This window comes from Kineococcus mangrovi (genome assembly GCF_041320705.1).
Lineage (GTDB): Bacteria > Actinomycetota > Actinomycetes > Actinomycetales > Kineococcaceae > Kineococcus > Kineococcus mangrovi.
Genome location: NZ_JBGGTQ010000011.1, coordinates 1 through 24,104, shown reverse-complemented (window position 1 = coordinate 24,104; position 24,104 = coordinate 1). Strand labels below are relative to the sequence as shown.

Here is a 24,104-nt window from a genome sequence, read left to right as displayed (position 1 = left end):
GGAACCCCGTGCGCACCCGAACCCGTCGCCTCACCCGAGCCCTGGCGGCCACGGCCGTCGCCCTCACCACGGGGACCCTGACGACCCTCACGACGCTGCCCGCGCACGCCGACGAGGTCCGCCCGGCCGTCGGGGGCAGCTTCGCGTTCGTCGGCCACGGCTACGGCCACGGCATCGGCATGTCGCAGTGGGGGGCGCAGTCGCGCGCCCTGTCCGGGCAGTCCCACCGGGCGATCCTCGACTTCTACTACCCCGGCACGTCCGTGGGGGACCAGCCCGACCGCACCCTGCGCGTCGGCCTCACCGCCTTCGCCAACGCCGCCGTCGCCGTGTCCGCCCCCACCGGCGCGCAGCTCACGCTGTCCTCCAGCGCCGAGAAGCTCGGGCCCGGTGAACGTCTGGTCGTCGCCCCCGCCGGGAACGGCCTGGCCGCCACCGTCACCGCGTCCGACGGGTCCGAGGTCCGGCGGCAGAACTGGGGCGGCACGGTCACCGTCAGCGGTCCCGACGGCGTCCTGCTGCAGAAGGGCGACGGGACCTTCGTCCGCTACGACGGCACCATCCGCATCGTCACCGGCTCGAAGCTGACCGTCGTCAACGACGTGCCGCTGGAGACGTACCTGCGTGGTGTCGTCCCGGCCGAGTCCCCGGCGTCCTTCCACCCCGAGGCCCTCCAGGCGCAGGCGGTCGCCGCGCGCAGCTACGCCATGTCCGTCCTGAACCCGCAGTCCCAGACCGACATCTGCGACACCACCGCCTGCCAGGTGTACCGGGGGGCCGAACTGCGCGACCGCACCGGTGCCACCACCTGGACCACCCCGTCCTCGACGAACGCGGCGATCGCCGCCACGGCCGGGGAGATCCGCACCTACGGCGGCAAGGTCGCCTTCACCCAGTTCTCCTCCTCCAACGGGGGCTGGACCGTCGCGGGGTCCAAGCCGTACCTCACCGCCCGCGCCGACCCGTTCTCCGGCCCGGGCGCGGCCGCCGGGGCCAGCGTCGCGGACTGGTCCGCCACCGTCCCGGCGAAGAACTTCGACGCCGGGTGCGGGAACGCCGGGACGGCCACCGGCCTCGTCATCACCGCCCGTGACGGCCGCGGCGACTACGGCGGCCGCGTCACCTCGGCGAAGCTGCTGTGCACGAACGGCACCGCGACCCTGACCGGGACCCGGATCCGTCAGCTCGGCGGCCTGCGCTCGGACTGGTTCTCGATCGTCAGCGCCGTGCAGCAGCGCTACGGCGCCCTCGGCGGCGCGTCCGGTCCCCTCGGCGGGGCCACGAGCACCGAACTGGCGACGCCGAACGGCCTCGGGTCCTACCAGCACTTCGCCGGCGGTTCGATCTACGCCTCCGCGGCCGGCGCGTACGACGTGCGGGGCGCGATCCGCAGCGAGTGGGCCCGGCTGGGCTGGGAGGGCGGCCTCGGCTTCCCGACCACCGGCGACACCCGCACCCCCCGCGGCGGCGGGTACTACAACCACTTCGAGGGCGGGTCGGTCTACTGGTCCCCCGCGACGGGGGCGCACGCCGTCCGCGGCGCCATCCGCAGCGAGTGGGCCCGGCTGGGCTGGGAGGGCGGCCTCGGCTTCCCGACCACCTCCGACGCCCCCACGCCCGACGGCCGGGGGTGGTTCACCCACTTCCAGGGCGGCTCCGTCTACTGGTCCCCCGCCACGGGGGCGCACTTCACCCGCGGAGCCATCCGCGACGCCTGGGCCCGGCTCGGCTGGGAGAACGGTCTCGGCTTCCCCGTGACCGGCGACACCGCCCTGGCCGGCGGCCGCGGCTGGTTCAACCGGTTCCAGGGCGGGTCGATCTACTGGGGCCCCACCACCGGCGCCCATGCCGTCCGCGGCGCCGTCTACGACGCGTGGGCCGCGCAGGGCTGGGAGAACGGCTCCCTCGGGATGCCCACCGGTGACGAGGTGTGGAACGGCTCGACGCTCACCCAGACGTTCCAGGGCGGGACGCTGAGCTTCAGCTCCACGACCGGCAAGGTCGCCCGCGTCTGACCCGCACGAAGACCCTGTGCAGGAACGCTGCACCCATCGCTCGACACGCCGGGGAACAGGCCCGCTGAGGGCCCTCCACGGCGGACGGGTGCAGCGTTCCTGCACACCCGCCCCGTCGTCCACAGGCGTCGACGCACGCGCGGCGTTCCTCGGGCACGCTGTCGTGCCGTGGAACCCCTCGACGCCGTCCACGCTCGCGGCGGCGCCGCCCGAACGGCGCGGTTGCTCACGATGACGCCTCGTCGTGCGCTGACGGCGGCCGTGCGCAGCGGCGAGTTGCGGCGACCGCCACCGGTCTCGACCTGGTCGACCCACCGGCCCGACCGCACGTCACCTGCCCGCGCGGTTCCAGGGGTTCCTGGCCCGGGACGACGGTCCACCGCCGGACGGTGCGCGACCTCGACGGGTGCACCGATCCGCTGACCACCGTCCTGGACTGCCTGCGCTGCCTCCCGCCGCGCTTCGCCCTGGAGGAACTGCAGGCGGCGGCCGCGGCGATGAACCGCAACGACCCCCGCCGCCGCCTGGTCGTGTGGGTCGACCCCGAGTGCGGCTCGGCCCTCGAGAGCGTCGCCCGCTACGACCTGCTGGACGTGGAGCTGCGCCGTCTCGGCCTGCAGGTCCTGCGGTTCAGCTGGGAGCAGGTGGTGCGGCAGCGGGAGCGGTGGCTGCGGGCGGTGCGGGACGTCCACGCGCAGGGCCGCCCGGCGTGAGGGCGAGGAGGGCGACGAGGACGAGGAGCGAGACCGGCCGCGTCTGCGCGGCGAGCGCGCCCCAGTGCAGCACCGGCAGCAGCCACGGGACCCCGGCGAGCACCACCAGCCAGCGCACCCGCCCCCACGCCAGCAGCGCGACGGCCGCGATCGGGGCGGCGAGGGCGTGGTGGGACCACGTCACGGGCGAGACCAGGCACGTCACGAGCGAGACGAGCAGACCGAACCGCAACCGGTCGGACCGTTCCAGCCAGTCCGCGCGCAGCGCGACCACGACGACGAGCACGAGCAGCGGGACGGCCAGGACCAGCCCGAGGGCCGAACTCACCGCCGAGGACAGCCCGGCGTGCGCGAACGCCCCGGCGAGGGAGTTGTTCGTCGTGGTCCCCGGTGCCGCGACGCGCGCGGAGTCCCACACGAGCGAGCCGAAGTAGGAGACCGCCGAGCCCGGCGCCACGAGCACCCCGACGCCGGTGGCGGCCAGGCCCACGACGGCGACGGCCGAGGCGAACCACCAGCGGGCGCGCCGGTTGACGAACGCGACGACGACGAGCGCGGGCGTCACCTTCACCGCCCCCGACAACCCGGCGAGCACCGCTCCCCCGCGACCGCCGTACAGGCAGCCGACGACGAGACCCACGACGACCAGGGGGCTGACCTGCCCCAGGACGAGCGCCTCGCGGAACGGGTCGCTCACCAGGACGACCGCGGTCCCCAGGCCGACGAACCACCCCGCCGCCACCGACCCGAACACCTTCCGGCACGCCCACGCCGTGACGGCGAGCAGCACGGCGTCCCACACGAGGAGGTCGGCCGCGGGCGGCAGCAGGAGCAGCGGCAGGAACAGCACGGCCGCGAACGGCGGGTAGACGAACCAGTGCCCGCGGTACGTCTCGCGCAGGTACAGGTCCCGGCCGGCGAGCAGGTCGCGGGCCCCGTCGCGGTAGACCGCCAGGTCGTACCCGCGCTGCCACGCCTCCTGCCCGAGCCCGGACAGGACGAGGACCACCGCCAGCGCGGCGCCCGCCGCGGCGGGCAGCCAGGTCCGGCGGTCAGGCACGCGAGGCGGACCGGTCCGGGAAGACGAACGTCCGGAACGTCACGAAGCGGAACACCATGGCGATCGCCATGCCGACGACGTTGCCGGACAGGTTGTCCACCAGCGGCGACGTCCAGCCGAACCCGTAGTGGGTGATGACCAGGCACAGCAGCTGCAACCCCGCCGCGATCGCGGAGAACAGGAAGAACAGCGCGTACTCCCGGCCCGGGTGGGCGCTGCGCCGGTCGCGCCACGTGTAGTACCGCGACCCGAGGAACGCGATGAAGATCGCGATGACGCTGGAGACGACCTTGGACCAGGCCGAGCCGACGCCGGAGAACAGCAGCACGTTGAACACGAGCAGGTCGGCGAGGTAGGCGATGCCGCCGGAGACGAGGAACCGCACGACCTCGCCGAAGCGGTGGTGCTGCGTCACGGCCCGGATCACAGCCACACCGCCAGCAGCAGCGACCCGCACCAGGCCAGGGCCAGCACGAGGAGCACCTTGTCGTGCAGCGCGATCTCCTCGGGTTCCTCGGCGGCGCCCCTGTCGACGTCGACCGCGTACCGCAGGACGGCGAGGATGAACGGCACCACCGTCAGCGTCGCGAGCTGCGTGCCCGACTGCGGCACGAGGACCTCCACGGCCCACAGCGCGTACGTGGTGACGACGACGGTCGCGGCCAGCGTCCACACGAACCGCAGGTAGGTCGTCGTGTACCGCTGCACGACGCGGCGCACGGGTTCGCCCGTGAGCTCACCGCGGCGCGCCTCGCCGTAGCGCTTGCCGGCCGCCATGAACAGCGACCCGAACGCCGTCGTCAGCAGGAACCACCCCGACAGCGGGATGTCCCCCGCGGTCCCCCCGGCGAGCATCCGCAGCAGGAACCCGGAGGCGACGCAGGCCAGTTCCAGGACGGGTTCGTGCTTGACGCCGAAGCAGTACGCGAGCTGGATCGCGAGGTAGACGGCGAGGACGACGCCGAGCATCGGCTGCCAGAGCAGGCCCCCGGTGAGGCTGACGACCGCCAGGGCGGCGGCCAGGACGACGGCCGTGCGGGCCGACAGCTCGCCCGCGGCGATGGGCCGGAACCGCTTGCGCGGGTGGGCGCGGTCGGCCTCGACGTCCTTGGCGTCGTTGACGAGGTACACGGCGCTGGAGACGAGGCAGAACAGCACGAAGGCCACGCCGACGCCGGTGAGGGTGTCGAGCCCGACCTGCTCCCCGGCCGGGAACACCGGCGCCAGGACGAGGACGTTCTTGACCCACTGCCGCGGGCGCATCGCCCGCAACCACCCGGGCAGGACGGAGGGGGACGTCCCGGTCACGCTCACCCGGACCGCTCCGCGAGACCGGCGGCGACCCGGCGGACCACGACGGTCGTCGCCGCGCCGAGCGCCGCACCGGCGGTGACGTCGCTGGGGTAGTGCACGCCCAGGACGAGCCGGGAGGCCAGCATCGCGGGCACGAGCGGCCAGGTGGGGACGGGCAGCAGCGGTGCGAACGCGATGGCGGCGGCCGTCGTCGACGTGGCGTGCGAGCTCGGCATGCTCCACCGGCTCGGCGTCCCGACGCGGACCTGGACGTGGTGGTCCAGCGGGCGGTGCCGGCGCGCGACGCGCTTGAGGACGACGGAGGCGCCGTGCGCGGCGACGACCGCGGTCGTGGCGACGGCCCACTCGCGGCGGCGACGGCGGTCCCACCAGAACCCCGCCGCGCCGATCCCGATCCACGCGGCGGCGTGCTCACCGGCGTGCGAGAGCCCCCTCGCCACGGGCACGGCGCCGGGGAGGGCGACCTTCTCCTGGACGGCCCGCAGGACCCGCAGGTCCAGCGCGGCCACCCGTTCCACTGCGTTCACAGACCACCCGCCGGGAGCAGGACGATGTCGGACAGGGGCATGTCCCACGTCGTCGTGACCGGCCACGCGGGCAGGTCGCGCGCCGCGGGGGGTTCGGTGCCGCGGTCGAAGCGGAAGAGGTCACCGGCCACGGGGACGGGCTCGGCGGCCGTGTCGCGGTGGGTGAAGTTCCACTCCAGCAGCCGGCGGCCCAGCGGGGAGGCCTCGGCCTCGACCTGCTCGATCATCGGCTGCACGCGGGCGGGGTCGGCGAAGTAGTCCACGACGCAGTCGCAGACGTAGGCGAGGTGGCCCACCTCCCCGGGCGAGCCCACGTGCTGCGGGCCCCCGCGCTCGCGCAGCACCTGCTGCACGTCGAGGGCGATCTGCGTGTACTGCGCCGGTTCGGCCCAGTTCGTCTGAATGGGCGCGATGCGCCACGGGGTGCCCGCGCGCAGGTCGACCCCGACGCTCGCCACGCACACGACCACGGCCGCCGCGGCCGCGCCGAGCCCGACGGGCCGGACCTCGACGGAGCGGAACAGCACCCCGAGCGCAGCCACGGCCGTGAACGTCGACAGCGCGAGGAGCACCGCGTAGTACCAGTGGTAGGGCGGGACCCCGAGCAGGGACAGCGCGACGTAGTGCGCCAGGCCCCCGAGCCCCAGCATCAGCCACGGCCACAGCCGGGGCCCGGCCCCGTCCCCGGCGCGCCGGCCGGTCCAGGCGAACGCCGCGAGGACGCACCAGCCCAGACCCCCGAGCACGACGGGCAGGAACGCCAGCACGGCCGTGAGCCCGTAGACCTCGACGTACATCTGCGCGCCGTTGGTGACGTCGTACTGCTCCCACGACTTCTGCAGCGTCTTGATGACGACGGTGTCGGGGACGGCCGAGCCGAGGGCGAACCAGCTCCACGCCATCCACGGCAGCACGACGACGAGGGCGGCGGGCACGGCCACCCACACCCGGCGCAGGATCGCCGGGGTCAGCAGCGTGACGACGGCGATGACGACGCCGGCGTCCATCCGCGTGAGGAACACCGCCCCGGCGACGAGGCCGAACGGCAGCGCCCGCCCCTGCACGGCCGTGAGCAGGAGCAGCGAGAGCAGGAGGACGAGGAACGCCGACTCCAGCCCGACGGAGCTGAGCAGCAGCGGGTTCACCCCGACCGCGACGGCGGCGACGGGCCCCACCCACGCGGGCAGCCGGGTCCGGCGCGCGGCCGACGTCAGCGACAGGGTCAACGCGACGGCGACGAGGACGTGCAGGACGCCGAGCGCGAGGACGGGCCGGCGCACGACGAACGTCACCGCCCCCAGCAGCAGCACCCACAGCGGGGAGGTCGCGGTGTTGGAGGTCACGTCCGACAGCAGCCCCCACGTGCCGTGCAGCGCGAGGTTCCGCGCGTAGGCCAGGGTGATGTAGGCGTCGTCGACGAGGGCGGTGCGCAGCAGCACGAACGTCGCGGCCGCCAGGACGCCGACGACGAGGGCCGGGACGAGCGCCCCCACCCGCGAGACCGGCCGGCCGGTCGGTTCCGTCCGGACCCGGTCGGTGACCGGACTGCTCACCCCTGCCCCCGCATCCGGGCGACGACCCGCTCGGCGGTGTCGTCGGCCACGACGCGGCCCTGCTCCAGCAGGATCCCGCGCGTGCACAGGTCCGCGACCATGTCGAGGTCGTGGCTGACGATGACGAGGGTGCGTCCCTCGGCGCGCAGCTCCTCGATGCGGGCCAGGCACTTCTTCTGGAACGGCTCGTCGCCCACCGAGAGGATCTCGTCGATGAGGAAGACCTCGGGGTCGGTGTGCACGGCGACGGCGAACGCCAGCCGCAGGAACATCCCCGAGGAGTAGAACTTCACCTCGGTGTCGATGAACCGCTCGATCTCGCTGAAGGCGACGATGTCGTCGAACCGCGCGGTGATCGTCGCCTCGTCCATCCCGAGGATGGCGCCGTTGAGGAACACGTTCTCCCGGCCCGTCAGGTCGGGGTGGAAGCCCGCGCCGACCTCGATGAGCCCGGCGATGCGGCCGCGGACGCCCACGGTGCCCTCGTCGGGGCGCATGACGCCGGAGATCAGCTTGAGCAGGGTCGACTTGCCCGACCCGTTGAACCCGAGCAGCGCCACCGACTCGCCCTGGTGGACGGTCAGGTCGACGCCGTGCAGGGCGCGGAAGCTGTCCGAGATGGGCCGCTTGCGGATCTTGGCCATCGCCAGCTCCTTGAGGGAGCGGTTGTGGCGCAGGGTGAAGTCCTTGACCAGCCCGCGCACCTCGATGGCGGTGGGGGCACCGGGCCCGGGGGCGCCGGCCCGGCCGGGGTGGGGGTTCGACCCGGGGTTCGATCCTGAGTTCGACATCGTCACGCTCATCACAGCTCCTGGGCGAAACGGCCTTCGATGCGGCGGAACACGACCTGCCCCACCGCGAGCAGCACGACGGCGATGAGCAGGCCCCACAGCCCCGACCACAGCAGGTGCGGCGGCAGCGGCGGCGGGACGGCGGCCTCCCGCACCCCGCCCGTGGGGTACCAGAACGCCCAGTGGAACAGCTCCACGGCCGCGGTCACGGGGTTGAGCTGGTACAGCGTCATGAACCACGAGTCCGGACCGCCCACGGCGGCCGCGACCTTCTGCCAGTCGTACAGGACCGGGGAGGTCCAGGTGACGACCATGAGCAGCAGGTCGACGATGTTCTCGAAGTCGCGGTACAGGACGTTGATCGCCCCGAACAGCAGCCCGAGCCCGACCGCGAGGACCCCGACGATGACGAACCCGAGGAGCCCGCCGAGGAGCTGCACCGGACCCGGCCGCCAGCCCGTCGCCACGCACGCGATGAGCAGCACGACGAGCTGGGGCAGGAAGTGGATGGAGGCCACCCACGCCGAGGACACCGAGAACAGCTCGCGCGGCAGGAAGATCTTCTTGATGAGCGGTGCGTTGCCCACGACCGAGCGCGTCGCGTTGCCGAACGCCTCGGTGTAGAAGTTGATCACGACGATGCCGGAGAACAGGTAGACCGCGAAGTTCGGGACGGACTCGTTGAGCCGGAGGAACTCCCCCATCGCGAAGTAGAAGACGGCGAACTGGACGCCGGGCTTCACGTACGACCAGAGCAGGCCCATGACGGACCCGCGGTACCGGACCCGCATCTCCTTGCGGACGAGGAGCTTGAGCAGGTACCGGTAGCGGACGACGTCCAGCAGCCCCGAGCCGTGGCCCGGGGCTACCAGCGGTGCGGTCGTGTCGACGGCCACGATCAGCGGTTCTCCGCCGGCTGCGAGAGGTCCACGCCGAACGTCTGCGCCCACGCCTGCATGGACGTGATCTCCGGCAGCGCCTCCTTGTACGCGGCCCGCAGCTGCGGCCACGACGTGAGCATCCGGCGGTGCAGGTCGGCGGACTCGGCGAGCAGCGCGCGGAACTTCCTCGCGTCGCGGCGGTACCAGACCGCGCCCTTGCCGTCTGCCATCGAGACGACGGCCGAGTCGTACAGGGACAGCTCCCACCACTTGCCGTCGGCGGCGGCCAGCGTCGTGTCCGGGCGCTGCGTCGCCTCGGGCCTGACCGGCTTGAGCTGGCGCAGCGCCGCCTGCGCGGCCCACGGCAGCAGCGTGGCCTTCTTCGGCGGCCGGGGTTCCTTGCCCTTGTGCGCGGGCTTGCCGCGCTTGGGGGTCGGGAACGCGTCCGGTTCGGCCTCGACCTGCGCGTCGGGGTGCTCGGCGCGGGCGGCGCGGATGGCCGGCAGCGTCGTGCCGAGGGTCTCGTGCAGGTGGCCCGGCCCGCGCAGCAGGTCCGCGAGGGCCCGGTTGCGCAGGGTCTGGGCGTAGTACTGCATGGAGATGAGGTGCTTGACGTCGGTGTAGCTGCTCTCGCGGAACAGCCGGCCACCACGCTCGTACGGGGAGTACAGCAGCGCCACGAGGAAGCGGTTGCGCTCGTGGTAGTACGCCTGCCAGTCGATCGTGTCGTCCTTGTCGTTCCACGACACGTGCCACACGCAGGCGCCCGGCAGGGACACCGTGGAGTAGCCGTGCTCCATGGCCCGCAGGCCGTACTCTGCGTCGTCCCACTTGATGAAGGCGGGCAGCGAGAGCCCGATCTCCTTGACGACCTCGACGGGGATGAGGCACATCCACCAGCCGTTGTAGTCGGTGTCGACGCGCCGGTGCATCCACGGCGTCTGCCGCAGGTTCGAGGCCGCCAGGTTGTGACCGTGGTACAGGCCGCGGGCCGGGCCCCAGAAGAACCGGTAGAGGTTCACCGACTCGCCCAGGGTGTGCAGCACCGAGCGGTCGTACATGTCGAACATGTGCCCGCCGACGAGGGTCGGCTGGCGGCAGGCGTCGCCGAACTGCACGGCGCGGACGATGCCCTCGGGCTCGATGTTCACGTCGTCGTCCAGGAGCAGGACGTACTTGCTCCGCTCGCCCCGGACGGCCTCGAACATGCCGCGGGCGAACCCGCCGGACCCGCCGAGGTTGGCCTGGTCGATGACCCGCAGCTTGGACCCCAGGCGCGCGGCGACCTCCTCGTAGCCCTCGTGCTCGCGCAGCTTCTGCGTGCCCTGGTCGACGATGACGATCTCGTCGAGGACCTCGAGCACGGACGCGTCGGCCGCCAGCGCGTTCAGCGTCTTCACGCAGTAGTCGGGCCGGTTCATCGTCGTGACGCCGATGGAGGCCTTGCCCGCCGGCTGGTCGGCGACCGGCGCGCTCCAGGCGGCCTCGACGAGGGTCAGCGCCTCGCCGCCGCCGGCGACGTCGATCCAGTACCAGCCGCCGTCGGCGAACGGCGCGAGCGTCAGCTCCTCGACCAGTCGCGCCTCGCCCTCCACGCGCCAGGAGGTGATGCGCTGGCGCGAGCCGCGCGCGTTGGACTTGAACAGCGTGACGGTGCCGTGGCCGGAGAACGTGCCGGCGAACCGGACCTTCTCGGCGCGGGTCCACTTGCGCCAGTAGCTGGCCGGGAACGCGTTGAAGTACGAGCCCAGGGAGTAGCGCTTGCCCGCCGGGACGGTCAGGGTGCGGCGGTCACCGGCGGCCTCGGTGTCGGACTCGGCCACCCCGGTGCCGACGAACTCCATCGAGTCGGTGTCCGCGGAGGCGTACCCCTCCGACTGCGAGAAGTCGACGTACAGCGGCAGGACGTCGATGTCGGTCTTGCTGGGGAAGACGATGCGGTGGACCTCGCGCCACGCGCCGTCGTCGGGGGCCAGGCCCGCCGTCCCCTGCAGGTGCAGGTCGCTCCCGTGCGTCACAGTCGTCATGCGTCCACTCCCCCGGCCACCAGGGCCGCGCCGTCCTTGAAGTGCGGCACCAGCTTGTTGTCCACCATCGACAGGGCCGCACCGATCGCCATGTGCATGTCGAGGTACTTGTACGTCCCGAGCCGGCCGCCGAACAGGACACCCTGCTCCCGCGACGCCAGGTCCCGGTAGGCCAGCAGCTTCTGCCGGTCCTCGGGGGTGTTCACCGGGTAGTACGGCTCGTCGCCGGCGACCGCGAAGCGGGAGAACTCCCGCATGATGACGGTCTTGTCCTTCGGGTAGTCCCGTTCGGGGTGGAAGTGCCGGAACTCGTGGATCCGGGTGTAGGGCACGTCCTCGTCGGCGTAGTTCATGACCGGGGCGCCCTGGAAGTCGCCGACCGGCAGGACCTCCTGCTCGAAGTCGAGCGTGCGCCAGGACAACTGCCCCTCGGCGTCGCCGAAGTAGGTGTCCACCGGGCCGGTGTAGACGACCGGCACGTTGCCGGTGACGTTGCCCTTCGAGACCTCCTGGGAGGCGTCGAAGAAGTCCGTGCCCAGCCGGACCTCGATGTTCTCGTGGTCGGCCAGCCGTTCCAGCCACGCGGTGTACCCGTCGACGGGCAGACCCTCGTACGTGTCGTTGAAGTAGCGGTTGTCGTAGCTGTAGCGGACCGGCAGGCGGGTGACCGTCGCCCCGGGCAGGTTGCGCGGGTCGGTCTGCCACTGCTTGGCCGTGTAGCCCTTGAAGAACGCCTCGTACAACGGGCGCCCGATCAGCGAGATCGCCTTGTCCTCGAAGTTGTCCGCGGCCGCGGTGTCGATCTCCCCGGCCTGCTCGGCGACGAGGGCGCGCGCGGCGTCCGGACCGAGGGCCTTGCCGAAGTACTGGTTGATCGTGTGCAGGTTGACCGGCATCGAGTAGACGCCGCCGGAGTATGTCGAGAACACGCGGTGCACGTAGGGCGTGAACTTCGTGAACCGGTTGACGTGCTGCCAGACCCGCTCGTTGGAGGTGTGGAACAGGTGCGCGCCGTAGCGGTGCACCTCGATGCCCGTCTCCGGCTCGGCCTCGGAGTAGGCGTTGCCGCCGATGTGGTCGCGGCGGTCGATGACCAGGACCTTCAGCCCGAGGTCCTCCGCGCACCGGCGGGCCACGGTGAGCCCGAAGAAGCCCGATCCGACGACGACGAGGTCTGCGTTCACTGCTCGGTCACCCTCTGTCGTTCGGTCCGGGTCGCGGAGGTCGCGGGGGCGGTGCCGTCCCCTCGGGCAGGGCTGTGCTCTGGCGCGGCATGGGTCATGGTGGCGTCAGCGTAACCGTCCCGGCCGCTCTCCCGCGGCAGGCGACGCGCCCGGCCGAGGTCGCGCAGGCGCCGTCGGGCCGGTTCCTCGACGAACCTCCACAGGACCCACCCGAGCCCGATCGCGACGACCGGCAGGTTCGGCACGAGGAAGCTGGTCCACGGCCCGCCGGGCGCGATCTGCGGCACCGTCCGCTGGAAGGTCCAGAAGATCTCGTAGACCGGCACGTGCACGAGGTAGACGCTGTAGGAGATGCGCCCGCCGAGGACGATCGAGGGCCTGGACAGCAGCGCCGAGGGGCCGCGGTCGGTGAGCGCGAGCGCCCCGATGAGCAGGGGGAAGAGCACCGAGACGGTCGCGAAGCGGTCGTAGGGCCGGCCCGCGGCCCAGCCGACGACGAGGACGGCCTCCAGCACGAGGACCCACGCGACGCGCGGCGCCCACAGCGCCGCGCGCGGCCCGGAGACCGGCCCGGCCTGCAGCCTGCGGACGGCCAGGCAGACGAGGGCCCCGGCGCCGAAGCAGGTGGAGATCCGTTCCAGCCAGCTGTAGTCCCAGTAGATGACACCCGTCTCGTAGCTGCGCCAGGCGGCGGGGACCATGAGCGCGACGGCGCCCGCGACGAGCACCCACCACGGCAGCCGCTTGAGCCGCCACAGCACCAGGGCGAGCACGGGGAAGGCGACGTAGGCGGCCATCTCGGCCGAGACCGACCAGGTCGCGCCGACGAAGCTGGCGCCGTCGAAGTCGGGGCGGTGCCACAGCTGCACCAGCAGGAGCTGCTCGACCCAGCTGCGCCAGCCGAGGTCGGGCTGGACGCCCTGGTAGGCGTAGAAGGCGGGGTCGACGCTGCGCCGCCACAGCAGCCAGGTCCCGAAGAGCACGACGACGACGGCGTACGCGGGCCAGACGCGGCAGATCCGGGCCCACCAGAAGCGCAGCCAGCCGCCCAGCCGGGGTCGGCGGCCCATCTTCTCGACGTACGTCAGCGTGATGACGAAGCCGGAGATGACGTAGAAGAGGTCGACGCCGAGGTGGCCGGAGTCGGTGACGGGTGTGAGGAACGCCCGGACCCGCTCCCAGTCCGGCAGCGGGGTGAACTTCCAGTGGAAGAGCAGGACCCAGACGGCCGCGACGATGCGCAGCCCCGTGATCGAGCGGACCTCCGGGATTCGGGCCGGGGCCTTCGGGTCGGCGGGCGGTGCGGTGTCGGAGACGGCGGTCACCGGCTCCCCCCTCTCGCGATCAGGGTGCGGTAGGCGGCCGTGCGCACGCGCGTGGGCACGAAGCGGTACCCGCCGCGGACGACGACGTTGCGGACGGCCTGCCCGGGCGTGGTGAACCCCTCCGCGCGCAGGTGGCGCTGCAGCGCGAGCTCGGAGCGGAACAGCCGCAGCCCCCCGCGACGGGCGTAGGACCCGGCGTCCGGCGAGGCCCCCACGCGGTACTTCACGAGCGGTTCGGGCAGGTTCTCGACCCGGGCCCCCGCGGCGATCATGCGCGCGAAGAGCCAGTAGTCCTCCATGAGGTCCAGGTCCCGGTACCCGCCCGCGGCGGCCACGGCCGAGCGGCGGTAGACCACCGTCGGGTGGTTGAACGGGTCGTGGAAGCGGGCGTACCGGGCGATCTGCGCCGCACCCGTCGGCGGGACCCGGCGCCCCACGACGTCGTCCTCGTGCGCGCCGATCTCCAGCAGCCCCGCGCCGACGAGGTCGGCCCCGGCGGCGATGAGCGGCAGCTGGGCGGCGAACCGGCCGGGCAGGCTGACGTCGTCGGCGTCCATCCGGGCCACGACGTCGAAGGTGGTGCACCGCAAGCCCTCCTCCAGCGCGCGGGCGAGCCCGACGTTGGCGGGCAGCTCCAGCACCCGGACCCCGGGCCGCTGGGCGAGGTCGTCCAGGGCGCGTCGCAGGTCCGCCGGGACGGGCCCGTCGCGCACGACGAGCACCTCCTCGGGGCGCACCTCCTGGTCGACCGTGACGCTGTCGACCGCGCGCCGGAGCTGGGTGGCGTCGTCGCGCGCCCACACCGGCAGCAGGACGGAGAAGCGGGGCAGCCCGGTGGCCGGGTCGGCGGGAACCAGGGGGGCGCGGCCGGCCCCGGCCTCGACGGCGCGGACGTCGTCGGAGACCTCGCCGAGCCCGGCCAGGACGGTCGCGGTGGGCGCGGGCCGCCCCAGGCCCTGGCGCAGCCCGTCCGCGAGGCCGCGCAGCAGGACGTCGCGGCGCCGGGAGCGGGCCAGGGTGCGCACCCAGCGGCGGGCGGTCGCCCCGCCGTAGAGGACGGTGTCGCGGGTGTCGAGGGGGCGGGACCGGGTGAAGGTCCACAGCTTGTTGCGGACCTCGAGGACGAAGCGCTCCCCCGGGTCGGCGTCGGCACCGCCGAACACCTTCGTCCGGTGCTCCACGACGCTGGCCGCGCACGCGACGCCGCGGCGGTGGCGCAGCAGGCGCGCCGTGTACTCGAAGTCGTCGTTCCACAGGAAGAAGGCGGCCTGCGGCAGACCCTCCTCGCGCACGGCCCGCGCGTCGAGCAGGACCGCGACGAAGCTGGCCGAGCGCACCGGGACGCACCCGGCGGCGCGGGCGGCGCGGACCTCGGCGGTGCCCGCGCCGGGCCGTTCACGGGGGGTGTTCATGGGGTGGTCGCGGCCGTCGGTCCACACGACGCGGCTGGCCACGAGGGCGGACCCGGTGCGGCGCAGGGCGGTGAGCGACTCGGCGAGCGCGCTGGGCCGGGGCACGGTGTCGTCGTCCATGAGCCAGACCGCGTCCGCGGCGTGCCGGTGGACGGCCCGGGCCAGACCCGCGGCGAACCCGCCGGCGCCGCCGGTGTTGCGGGGCAGCTCGACCAGGTCCACGAGCAGGCCGGGAGGCAGGTCGCGGGCGGCGGCCCACTCCCGCACGGCGGCGGGCGAGCCGTCACCGCTGGCGTTGTCGACGACGACGACCGCGTCGGGCCGGCGCGTCTGGGCCGCGAGGGCGTCGAGCCCGGCGAGGAGCAGGTCCCGGCGGTCGTGGGCGACGACCACGGCGACGACCTTCTCGGGGACCGGGGTCGCACCGGCGGCCTGGTGGGGGTCGGGGACGGCGCGGGGCACCGCCACAGGGTGCCAGGTCACGAGCCCTGCGCCTGACCCTCGATCGCCCAGACCCCGACCGACCCGCTGGTGAAGACGCGGCGGAAGCCCGGGGCGGAGTCGAGGTCGACGAGCCCGGGCGGCACGGCGTACCCGGGGACGCCGAAGAACTCCGCGTCGGCCGGCCGCAGTGGCAGACCCGGCGCCAGCGCGTCGACGACGACCCACGCGACGTCGTCGCGCCGCACGATCTGGAGCACCTGCGGGGTCCTGGCGCGCAGGTCGCGGGCCAGGACCCGCACGTCGGGCTGGGAGGCCAGCGGCACGGCGGTGGTGGCCAGGACCGGGACGCCCTGGAGGACGTAGGCGTAGGTGGACCCGTCGTTGCCGGAGTTCATCACCCGCTGGCCGGGCTGCACGACGGAGGCGAGGTACCGGGCGGCGGCCTGGTCGTCGGCGTCGATGCGCTCGTAGGCGGGGTCGGCGTACCGCTCGCGCAGGGCCCGCACCTCGGTGGGAGCCGACTCGCTGGCCGCCCCCGCGAGCAGCGCCACCCCCAGGACGGCCGCCACGGCGGGTGCGCCCCGGCCCCCGCGGGTCAGCCGGTCCGCGACCCGCACGACCGCGACCCCGGCCAGCGTCCACGCCCAGGGGCTGGCGTGGGCGGCCACGCGGTAGTAGGAGTTCCACGCCGAGTCCCACACGAGGTCCAGGCCGGGGCCCCGCAGGCCCACGAGGTAGGCGACCGCGAACGCCGACCAGACGGCCCAGACGACCGCGACGGGTGCGGCCTTGCGCCCGGCCAGGACGACCCCGGCGAGGACCGCCACGGCGAGGACCCACTGCTCCTGCGTCCAGGTGGGGTCGATGCCGCCCTGCAGCGGGAGGGTGAGGACGCGGTGCAGGGCGTCGGGCAGCGACTCGGCGGGGATGTCCCGCTCGAAGCGGGAGCTGGACCCGCCACCGGCGGAGGCGGCCTGCAGCAGCGAGGTGCCCACCAGGGCTCCGGCGAGCGCCCCGGTGACGACGAGACCGGCCAGCCACCGCCCGTCCCGGGCACCGACCGGGCGCTGCCGGTGCCCGGCGCGCACGACGACCTCGACGACCCACACCCCCGCCACGCCGCTGCCGACGGTGAGGGCGGCGCTGGGGTGGACGGTGACGGCCCCGGCGCAGGCGAGGGCGAGGGCGGGCACCCGGCCGAGCACCCCGCGCCACGGCAGGTCCTCGCGCGGGGGCAGGACGAGCGCGACCGCCCCGGGGGCCAGGGCGACGGCGGCCGCGTTGGGCAGGGCCCCGGAGTCGTGGTGCATGGCGAGCAGCGGCTGGTACGCGAGCGAGGCGGCGACGGCCGCGACGCCCCCGGCGGGCAGCCACCGCGGCGGTAGGACGCGGTCGGCGAGGGCGAGCAGCCCGAGGGTCTGGACGAGCGCGAGGACGACGACGCTCGTGGCGTTCAGGCCGCTGACGGCGTCCACGCGGGCGCTCTGGGCGACGAGGGCGGCCCACTGGTGCAGACCGTCGGGGTAGTACTGCGCGGGGGTGCCGGTGACGACGTCGATCGCCTGAGCGCGCCACGGGGCGGCGTCGCCGGTCCGCAGGATGCGCGCGGTGATGAGGGTGTGGGTGATCGTGTCGTGCTCCTGCGAGGGGGTGGACAGGGCCCCCACCCCCCGCCGGAACAGCTCGCACGTCGTGGCGGCGGCCGCGAGGACGAGGACGCCCCCGGCGAGCAGCGGTCCACGGGCGGGCCCCTCGGCCGCGCGGGCGCGGCCGCCCACCAGCCGGGACAGGACCGCGAGGACCAGGGCCGCGGCCAGGACGCCCCACCACGTGAACCGGGTCCCCGTCGCGCCGGTGGCGCTGGCGGCGACCGTGGAGACCCCGATCGACACGGTGGGTGCGCCACCGAGCAGGAGCGGCAGCCGGCGCACCCCGGCGGCGGCGAGGACGGCGGCGCCGGGGACGAGGACCCACAGGGCGGCGACGAGCAGGGTCAGGGCGTCCTGGGCCGCCGAGCCGCCCGTGACCACGGTCACGGGGTTCACAGCAGGTCGGTGACGGCGTCGGCGGCGCGGTCGGCCGCGGCGGCCAGCGAGCCGTGCTCGAGCGCCCACCGGCGCAGGCGCTCGCGCTGCTCCGGCGGGGGCGTCCGGACCTGCGCGAGCGCGGCGGCGACGGCGGCGGGGTCGTGGTCGACGGCCCGGCCGAGGTCGTGCTCGCGCACGAGCGCCGCTCCGCTGCCCACCCCGGCGAACAGCACCGGCGTCCCGCAGGCGGTGGCCGCGAAGACCTTGGTCGGGGACATGAGGTCGTACCCGCTGCCCGGGACGAGGGAGGCCAGCGCCACGTCGGCGCCGGCGAGCAGCGCGGCGGCCCGCTCGGGCGGGACGGTGCCGGGCAGCTCCACCCCGGGCACCGTGCGGGCCAGCTCCCGCAGCCGCGGCACGTCGACGCCCCCGCCGACCATCGTCAGCGTCGCGCCGGGGTGGTCGGCGGCGAACCGGGCGAAGCCGCGGACGAAGACCTCCGCGCGCTGCCACTCCGACATCGTGCCGCTGTAGACGACGCGGATCCCCTGCCCGGCGGGCGTCCCGCAGGAGGGGTGGAACACGTCGACGTCGACCCCGTTGCCGACGACGCGCACGCGCGCGGCGTCGACCCCGCCGCGGACGACCTCCTCGGCCATCCCCCGCGTCACGGCCAGGACGCGCGCGGCCCCCCGCAGCGAGGTCTGCTCGGCGAGCGCGACGGCCCGCAGCACGGGCCCAGGGGCGCCGGCGGCGACGGCGCCCTGGGACCACACGTCGGGCAGGTAGGAGACGTAGGGCACCCCGCGCAGGCGGGACGTCACCCGCGTGACGACCCCCGTCGTCGGCGGCGGCTCGTGGACGACGACGTCGGGACGGCGGCCGGTGAGCAGGCGCGCGGCGAGCGGGACGTCGAAGGAGAGGTAGGGCAGGTACCCGCGGACGACCCCGTCGCCGTCGCGCAGGACGGGCAGGCGACGGGTGCGCACCCCCGGGTCGGCCGTCTCGGCGCGGGTCGCCGACGCGGTAAGGACCTCCACGTCGCACCCGCGGGCCACGAGGGCCCGGGCCAGGGCGCGCAGCCGGAACGACGCGGCCCCCACGTCCGGCGGGTAGGTCCGCGTCGCGATGCGGACCAGCGGCGACACGATCGGCAACCCTACCCAGCGGTCCGCGCGATCAGGGCCCGCCGCTCCCGGGCGGTGGCCCCTCAGCCGTCCCAGCGCACGAAGTCGTGCTCGGAGAACTCCGCGACCTCCCGGGCCCAGCGGTCGGCCACGAAGGCCCGGTGGACGGGGTGCGCGTCGTAGGCGTCGTAGGCGGCCTGGTCGGCGAAGACCATCGAGAACTGCCAGGACCCGGGGCTCTTGACGCTGACCTGCCGGTGGACGGTGAAGTCACCGACCCCCTCCAGGGCTCCGAGGTCGCGCCGGGCCGCGCCGAGGAACTCGGTCTCGGCCGGGGACCCGGGCTCGTGGACCAGGGTGAAGACGACGGTGTGCTGGATCACCGGCCCCACCGTAGCCGCGCGGGCACCCACAACGGGACGGACTCCCGGTACCGCGCGTAGGGGGCGCCGAAGCGCAGCAGCAGGAACCGCTCCTCCGAGGGCCGGATGACCAGGTGCCACAGCAGCGCCCCGGCCGGCGGCACGAGGTAGTACGACGGCGAGCCGACCAGCAGCGCCACCCCGAGGGCCTGCGACACCCCGCTGACCGCCATCGGGTTGCGCACCCACCGGTAGGGGCCGGCGACGACGAGGCGGGCGGCGGCGTCGAACGGCACCGGCGTCCCCTCCCCGCGGGCCATCGCGAACGCGCAGCGGACCCCGAGCGCGCTCGCCGCGACGAGGACCACGACCCCGACGGCCCGGCCGGCGGGCAGGTGCCGCGTCGGGACCCCCAGCCAGCGCTCGGCGGTCCGCAGCACCGCGGGCAGCGCGACGAGCGCGAGCGTCCAGACCAGGAGCATCCAGGCGAGGGTCTTGCCCAGGTGCCGGCGGTGGCTCGCGGGCCGGGCGACCCGGTACAGCCTCACCGGACGAGCACCCGGGCCACGGCGCTGCCCGCCGTGGCGGCCGTCATGGCGACGACGCCGAGGGCTCCGCTGCGGCTCGCCGCGGCGCACCGGCAGGTGCGGGCGGTGCTGACCGCCACCAGTCCCAGGACGAGGTCCGCCGCCGGTCCCGCGGCGCGGTGCCGCGCCAGGACCAGGCCGGTGGCCGTCGCCGAGGCGAGCGCGAGGGCGACGTCGCCGGGGGCGAAGGAGTCCAGGACGGCCCGGTCCCCCAGCTCGAACCGCCGCCGGAAGGCCGGTGAGAGCGCGAGCCCGGCCCACCACGCCGGGACCGCGACGGCCTGCGCGGCCAGGTAACCGGCGGCCAGGGCGGTCCTCACCCCCCGAGCATGGCCCACCGACCGCTCCCGGCGCGGGCGTACCGGGAACGCCGCCTCAGACGCCGGGGCTGCCCGTCAGCCCCGACAGCTCCGCCTGGACGGCGAAGTCCGGCACCCGCGCGACGACCTCGTCGAACGTGCCGACGTCCACGACCCGCCCCTCCTCCAGCAGCACCACGGCGTCGCAGTCCCGCACGGTGGCCAGCCGGTGGGCGACGACGAGGACGGTGACGTCGTCGTGCAGGCCGGCGACGGTGGCGGTGACGGCGGCCTCGGTGGCCGCGTCCAGCGCCGACGTCGCCTCGTCGAGGACGAGCACCTTCGGGTCGGTGTAGAGGGCGCGGGCGATGCCGAGGCGCTGGCGCTGCCCGCCCGACAGCCGCAGCCCGCGCTCCCCCACGGGCGTGGACAGCCCTTGCGGCAGGCCCGCGACGACGTCGGTGAGCTGGGCGTCGGCGAGGACCCGCTGCACGCGCGCCTCGTCGACCTCCTCGCGCCGCCAGGACAGCGCGACGTTCGCGGCCACGTCGGCGTCCAGCAGCGCGACCTCCTGCGGCACGTAGCCGATCCGCCCGCGCCACCCGGCGGCGACGTCGGCCAGCGGGGTCCCGCCGACGAGGACGCGACCCGAGGAAGGGGTCAGCAGGCCGAGGACGACGTCGACGAGCGTGGACTTGCCCGACCCGGACCGCCCGACGACCGCCACGCGCGCCCCGGCGGGGATGCGCACCCGTACCCCGGCCAGGGCGGGGCGGTCGCTGCCGGGGTAGGCGAAGGTGACGTCGTCCAGGACGATCTCGACGGCCCCCGGCGGCAGGCCGACGTGGTCGACGGGGTCGAACCGGGCGGGCTCGCGGTCGGCGGCGCCGGTCTCGCGCAGCGCGTCGAGCACCTCGTGGGCGTTGGGCTCGTGGGCGTGCATGGTCGCGAAGACGGACTGCAGCCGCGTCAGGCACGGCACGACGCGGAACCCGGCGACGGCGAACAGCCCGATGGCCGAGACGGCCTGCGTGACGCCCTGGGTGAGCACGGCGACACCGCCGACGACGAGGAACCCGCCCAGCAGCGCGGCCTCGAGCACGAAGCGCGGGCCGACGGAGTAGAAGAACGCCATCCCGCGGGCGCGGGCGCTGCCGGTGCGGACCTCGCGGGCGACCCCGGCGAGCTGGTCGCCGCGGCCGCGCAGCGTGATCTCCTTCGTCGTGGCGAAGGACTCCTGCACGAGCCGGATCGTGTCGACGCTGGCCGAGGTCGCGGTGCGCCCGGCGACGGCGGCGCGCTTGGCGATGACCGAGTAGAGCAGGACCGCGACGAGCCCGAAGTAGACGGCCGCGACGATCGCCGTCTGCCAGGCGGCGACGAGGACGACGACCCCGACGGCCACGAGCGAGGCGACCTCGGCGACGAGGCTGGAGAACGGCATGAGGAAGCCGTTGAACGCCTGGTTGAGGGACTCGTCGACGGTCCGGACCGCCCGCGCGGACGACGCGCGCAGCCGGTAGGCCCACGACGCGGACAGGTAGGCGCGCACGAGCCGGTCGGCGACGTCGACCTCGTGGGCGGCGAAGCGCACGACGCCCCAGCGCACGAGGGCGAGCTGGGTGAGGGACTTGACCACGAGCAGCAGGCTGGCGACGCAGATGAGGACGATGAGCTGCACGGTGCTGACGCGGTCGCCGAGCACGGGCAGCGCCAGGGCGAGCCGGCCGTCGCCGGCGACCGCCGCGGGCAGCAGGACCGCCAGCAGCCCCAGGGCCGCGACGTCGAAGACCGACAGCAGCGCCTGGGCCGTGCAGTAGACCGCCACGAACCGCGAACTGCCCGCCGGCAGGAGCGAGAGGAGCGTGCGGACGGTCGACAGCAGGGACTTCACGCGCGTCATCCTCGCCGATGCGGCCGGTGGGGTGCCGGACGCGCCATGATGGACGGGCCGTGACCACCTCAGCCCGCTCCTCCGCCCCGAGCCCGCCGCGCCCCGACGCCGCCGGGTTCGACGACACGTGGGTCGTCGTCCCCCTGTACTGCGAGGCGAGCGTCATCGGCGACGTCGTGCGGGGGCTGCGCGAGCGCTTCGCCCACGTCGTGTGCGTCGACGACGGCAGCACCGACACCTCCGCCGCCGAGGCCGAGCGCGCCGGGGCCGTCGTCGTCCGGCACGCCGTGAACCTGGGCCAGGGCGCGGCGCTGCAGACCGGGATCGCCTACGCCCTGCGCGACCCTCGGACGCGCTCGGTCGTCACGTTCGACGCCGACGGCCAGCACCGCGTCGAGGACGCGGCCGCGATGGTGCGGCGGCTGGAGGCCGAGGACCTCGACGTGGTGTTCGGCAGCCGGTTCCTGGACCGGCGCACCGAGCTGGACCGGCTCAAGCGGTTCGTGCTGCGCGCCGCCGTCGTGTACACGAACCGGACGACGGGGCTGCGCCTGACGGACGCGCACAACGGGTTGCGGGTGTTCTCCCGCCGCGGCGCGCAGAGGCTGCGGATCCGGCACAACCGGATGGCGCACGCCAGCGAGATCGTCCACCAGGTCGGGCGCTCGGACCTGCGCTGGGCCGAGCAGCCGGTGCACGTCCTCTACACCGACTACTCCCGGTCCAAGGGCCAGTCGGTGCTCAACAGCGTCAACATCCTCGTCGAAACGCTGCTGGGGTAGCCGTGCTCGCGATCCAGGTCCTGCTCATCGTCGTCGTGCTCGTCGTCGGGGTCGTCCTCGTGCGCAGCACCGCCGGCGCCCGGCACCAGGCCGTGCGACGGCTGCTGCTGGCCGCGCTCGTGGCGCTCGCCGTGGCCAGCATCCTCGTCCCGACGGCCGTGACCGCGGCGGCGAACGTCGTGGGGGTGGGCCGCGGTGCGGACCTGCTGCTGTACGGGCTGGTGATCGCGTTCCTGGGGTTCGTCGTCTCCTCCTACCGCCGCGCCCGGCACCTGGAGGAGACGGTCACCGAGCTCGCCCGCCGGCTGGCGCTCGACGAGGCCCCGCCACCGGAACAGGCCCGCCACCGCGAGGGTGACGGGCCTGCCGGGAGCTGAGCGGGGGGATCAGCTCGCCGCGGCGACCGCCGCGTCGTAGGCGGTGTTCGAGACGGCGTTCTGGTCACCGAAGACGAGGACGGTCTGGATCGACTTCCCGTTCGAGGTGGCGTCGGACTTCAGCACGCCGATGGCGTTGCGCGTGCTGTCCGGCAGGGACCCCTTGGCGGTCAGGAGCATGGGGCCGCCGGCGTAGGCCAGCAGGGCCGACCCCGACAGGGCGTCCGGCCAGTTCTCGCCTGTGGCGACGCCGATCACCGTGGTCTCGTCCTCGAAGAACGCCTTGGAGGTGAACTGCTGGGCGACGAGACCGGCGGTCTCGTACCGGTCGTTCCCGGCGAGCTGGGCCCACCCGGTCGTGCCGCGCCCCACGGCCGTCACGGCGGTGCCGCCGATGGCGAGCTTCGTCGCGAAGGACCGCGAGTTCAGGTAGTTCTGCGTCGCGGCGCCGAGGCTGGCGCCGTCGCTGAGCAGGACGACCCCGATGCTGCGGCCGGCGTCGCGCTCGACGACGCCCATGAGGGCCCCGGCGGCCAGGCCGTCGGGGAAGTTCCAGCCGGTGACGACCGAGACGGTCTGCGCCCCGGGCAGGAGCTTGGCGATCTCCACGGCGGTGGCGAAGCGGTCGGGTCCGGCGACCCGGCGGGTGGTGAAGCCGAGCGCCTTGACGGCGCTCTCGACACCGGCGGACAGCGCGTTGGTGTCACCGAGCAGGTACACCGTCCCGCCGGGCTTGAGGACGTCCTGGATCGCCGCGGCCACCTCGGGCTGCAGCGCCGTGCGCGACGTCATGAGCAGCGGGCCGCCCTTGTCGGAGGCGAGCGGAGCGCCGGCCAGGGCGTCGGCGAACGTGTCCGAGCGCGTGAGGACGACGCCGTCGGCCCCCTGGCTCGGGTAGGACTTCGAGGCCGCGACGGCCGTGCCGACGCGGTCGGCGCCGTAGACGCGGTTCCCCTCGGCCGCCTTGAGGGTGGCGCCGGGGCTGGCGGTGGCGGGCGCACCCCCGGCGACGAGGGCCGTGCTGAGCGCGAGAGCGGCCGCGAGGCCGAGGGAACGAGGACGCAAGCGCATGGTGACCTTCCGGTGGGACGTGCCGTCAGCTGCAGGTCTCGACCCCGAACGGCCGAATCTTGAGTGACAGGGTGTCACGAGTTCCTGCGTGCTCTGTCACACCACCGGCCCGGGACCGTCACGACACCTGCGCGAGACGAGGATCTCACCGCCCCGAACGGACGAGGATGTGTTCACGCCGCGTACGGGTCGCTACTGTGCGCGTCATGCGGATGACTGTCATCGGGTGTGGGTACCTCGGAGCCGTCCATGCGGCGTGCATGGCTGAGCTGGGTCATGAGGTCATCGGCATCGACGTCGATCCGGAGAAGGTGGCCGCGTTGCAGGCGGCG

The 24,104-nt window shown here is 74.3% G+C and carries 23 protein-coding genes; 5 read left to right on the top strand and 18 right to left on the bottom strand.

From position 1 onward, the window contains the following. Nucleotides 1-8: 8 nt before the first annotated feature. Complete coding sequence (locus tag AB2L28_RS19280; RefSeq protein ID WP_370720617.1) at nt 9-2,015, top strand: SpoIID/LytB domain-containing protein; 2,007 nt, start codon at nt 9-11, stop codon at nt 2,013-2,015. A gap of 389 nt (nt 2,016-2,404) precedes the next feature. Continuing rightward, nucleotides 2,405-2,728 carry a PDDEXK family nuclease gene (locus AB2L28_RS19275; RefSeq protein ID WP_370720616.1) on the top strand — a complete coding sequence of 108 codons (324 nt, stop codon included), beginning with the start codon at nt 2,405-2,407 and terminating at the stop codon, nt 2,726-2,728. On the opposite strand, the gene AB2L28_RS19270 is transcribed toward AB2L28_RS19275, so the two are convergent. The 17 genes from AB2L28_RS19270 to AB2L28_RS19190 form a co-directional block, all read right to left on the bottom strand. Then, the gene (locus tag AB2L28_RS19270) at nt 2,646-3,788 is read right to left on the bottom strand and encodes a glycosyltransferase family 87 protein (RefSeq protein WP_370720615.1); all 1,143 of its coding nucleotides are present in this window, start codon (nt 3,786-3,788) and stop codon (nt 2,646-2,648) included. The two genes, AB2L28_RS19275 and AB2L28_RS19270, sit on opposite strands and share 83 nt — an antisense overlap. After that, the gene (locus AB2L28_RS19265) at nt 3,781-4,203 is read right to left on the bottom strand and encodes a GtrA family protein (RefSeq protein ID WP_370720614.1); all 423 of its coding nucleotides are present in this window, start codon (nt 4,201-4,203) and stop codon (nt 3,781-3,783) included. Before AB2L28_RS19265 ends, AB2L28_RS19270 begins: the two co-directional genes overlap by 8 nt. Before the next feature lie 8 nt (nt 4,204-4,211). Beyond that, entirely contained in the window at nt 4,212-5,102 is an 891-nt protein-coding gene (locus AB2L28_RS19260) for a decaprenyl-phosphate phosphoribosyltransferase (RefSeq protein WP_370720613.1), read from the bottom strand. Next, on the bottom strand, nt 5,099-5,629 hold the full coding sequence (locus tag AB2L28_RS19255) for a phosphatase PAP2 family protein (RefSeq protein WP_370720612.1): 531 nt from the start codon (nt 5,627-5,629) through the stop codon (nt 5,099-5,101). Before AB2L28_RS19255 ends, AB2L28_RS19260 begins: the two co-directional genes overlap by 4 nt. Next, nucleotides 5,626-7,182, bottom strand: coding sequence for a hypothetical protein (locus AB2L28_RS19250; RefSeq protein ID WP_370720611.1), 1,557 nt, complete (start codon nt 7,180-7,182; stop codon nt 5,626-5,628). The genes AB2L28_RS19255 and AB2L28_RS19250 overlap by 4 nt, the downstream gene beginning before the upstream one ends. Further along, nucleotides 7,179-7,985: an ABC transporter ATP-binding protein gene (locus tag AB2L28_RS19245; RefSeq protein WP_370720610.1), complete on the bottom strand. Its 807-nt coding sequence runs from the start codon at nt 7,983-7,985 to the stop codon at nt 7,179-7,181. Before AB2L28_RS19245 ends, AB2L28_RS19250 begins: the two co-directional genes overlap by 4 nt. Next, on the bottom strand, nt 7,985-8,869 hold the full coding sequence (locus AB2L28_RS19240; protein ID WP_370720609.1) for an ABC transporter permease: 885 nt from the start codon (nt 8,867-8,869) through the stop codon (nt 7,985-7,987). Before AB2L28_RS19240 ends, AB2L28_RS19245 begins: the two co-directional genes overlap by 1 nt. Before the next feature lie 2 nt (nt 8,870-8,871). Further along, nucleotides 8,872-10,881, bottom strand: a complete 2,010-nt coding sequence (locus tag AB2L28_RS19235) for a glycosyltransferase (protein ID WP_370720608.1) — start codon at nt 10,879-10,881, stop codon at nt 8,872-8,874. Next, nucleotides 10,878-12,065 carry a UDP-galactopyranose mutase gene (glf, locus tag AB2L28_RS19230; protein ID WP_370720607.1) on the bottom strand — a complete coding sequence of 396 codons (1,188 nt, stop codon included), beginning with the start codon at nt 12,063-12,065 and terminating at the stop codon, nt 10,878-10,880. Before glf ends, AB2L28_RS19235 begins: the two co-directional genes overlap by 4 nt. Continuing rightward, nucleotides 12,062-13,390: an acyltransferase family protein gene (locus AB2L28_RS19225; RefSeq protein ID WP_370720606.1), complete on the bottom strand. Its 1,329-nt coding sequence runs from the start codon at nt 13,388-13,390 to the stop codon at nt 12,062-12,064. The genes glf and AB2L28_RS19225 overlap by 4 nt, the downstream gene beginning before the upstream one ends. Next, on the bottom strand, nt 13,387-15,264 hold the full coding sequence (locus AB2L28_RS19220) for a glycosyltransferase (protein WP_370720605.1): 1,878 nt from the start codon (nt 15,262-15,264) through the stop codon (nt 13,387-13,389). Before AB2L28_RS19220 ends, AB2L28_RS19225 begins: the two co-directional genes overlap by 4 nt. A 17-nt stretch (nt 15,265-15,281) precedes the next feature. Further along, a complete protein-coding gene (locus tag AB2L28_RS19215; protein WP_370720604.1) occupies nt 15,282-17,291 on the bottom strand; it encodes a DUF6541 family protein in 2,010 nt (669 codons plus the stop codon). Then, a complete protein-coding gene (locus tag AB2L28_RS19210; RefSeq protein ID WP_370720603.1) occupies nt 17,288-18,421 on the bottom strand; it encodes a glycosyltransferase family 4 protein in 1,134 nt (377 codons plus the stop codon). Before AB2L28_RS19210 ends, AB2L28_RS19215 begins: the two co-directional genes overlap by 4 nt. Before the next feature lie 62 nt (nt 18,422-18,483). Beyond that, entirely contained in the window at nt 18,484-18,783 is a 300-nt protein-coding gene (locus AB2L28_RS19205; protein WP_370720602.1) for a Dabb family protein, read from the bottom strand. Then, on the bottom strand, nt 18,780-19,310 hold the full coding sequence (locus tag AB2L28_RS19200) for a methyltransferase family protein (protein WP_370720601.1): 531 nt from the start codon (nt 19,308-19,310) through the stop codon (nt 18,780-18,782). The genes AB2L28_RS19205 and AB2L28_RS19200 overlap by 4 nt, the downstream gene beginning before the upstream one ends. Next, nucleotides 19,307-19,669 carry a hypothetical protein gene (locus AB2L28_RS19195; RefSeq protein ID WP_370720600.1) on the bottom strand — a complete coding sequence of 121 codons (363 nt, stop codon included), beginning with the start codon at nt 19,667-19,669 and terminating at the stop codon, nt 19,307-19,309. Before AB2L28_RS19195 ends, AB2L28_RS19200 begins: the two co-directional genes overlap by 4 nt. Before the next feature lie 55 nt (nt 19,670-19,724). Next, nucleotides 19,725-21,542: an ABC transporter ATP-binding protein gene (locus AB2L28_RS19190; protein ID WP_370720599.1), complete on the bottom strand. Its 1,818-nt coding sequence runs from the start codon at nt 21,540-21,542 to the stop codon at nt 19,725-19,727. Nucleotides 21,543-21,601: 59 nt separating this feature from the next. Here AB2L28_RS19190 and AB2L28_RS19185 point away from each other — a divergent pair, with 59 nt between their 5' ends. Then, entirely contained in the window at nt 21,602-22,324 is a 723-nt protein-coding gene (locus AB2L28_RS19185) for a glycosyltransferase family 2 protein (protein ID WP_370720598.1), read from the top strand. A gap of 2 nt (nt 22,325-22,326) precedes the next feature. Further along, the gene (locus AB2L28_RS19180) at nt 22,327-22,701 is read left to right on the top strand and encodes a DUF2304 domain-containing protein (protein ID WP_370720597.1); all 375 of its coding nucleotides are present in this window, start codon (nt 22,327-22,329) and stop codon (nt 22,699-22,701) included. A gap of 9 nt (nt 22,702-22,710) precedes the next feature. On the opposite strand, the gene AB2L28_RS19175 is transcribed toward AB2L28_RS19180, so the two are convergent. After that, nucleotides 22,711-23,772: a cell wall-binding repeat-containing protein gene (locus AB2L28_RS19175; protein ID WP_370720596.1), complete on the bottom strand. Its 1,062-nt coding sequence runs from the start codon at nt 23,770-23,772 to the stop codon at nt 22,711-22,713. Between the two features lie 206 nt (nt 23,773-23,978). Here AB2L28_RS19175 and AB2L28_RS19170 point away from each other — a divergent pair. Then, on the top strand, nt 23,979-24,104 hold a 126-nt coding region (locus tag AB2L28_RS19170), incomplete at its 3' end, for a 3-hydroxyacyl-CoA dehydrogenase NAD-binding domain-containing protein (RefSeq protein ID WP_370720704.1).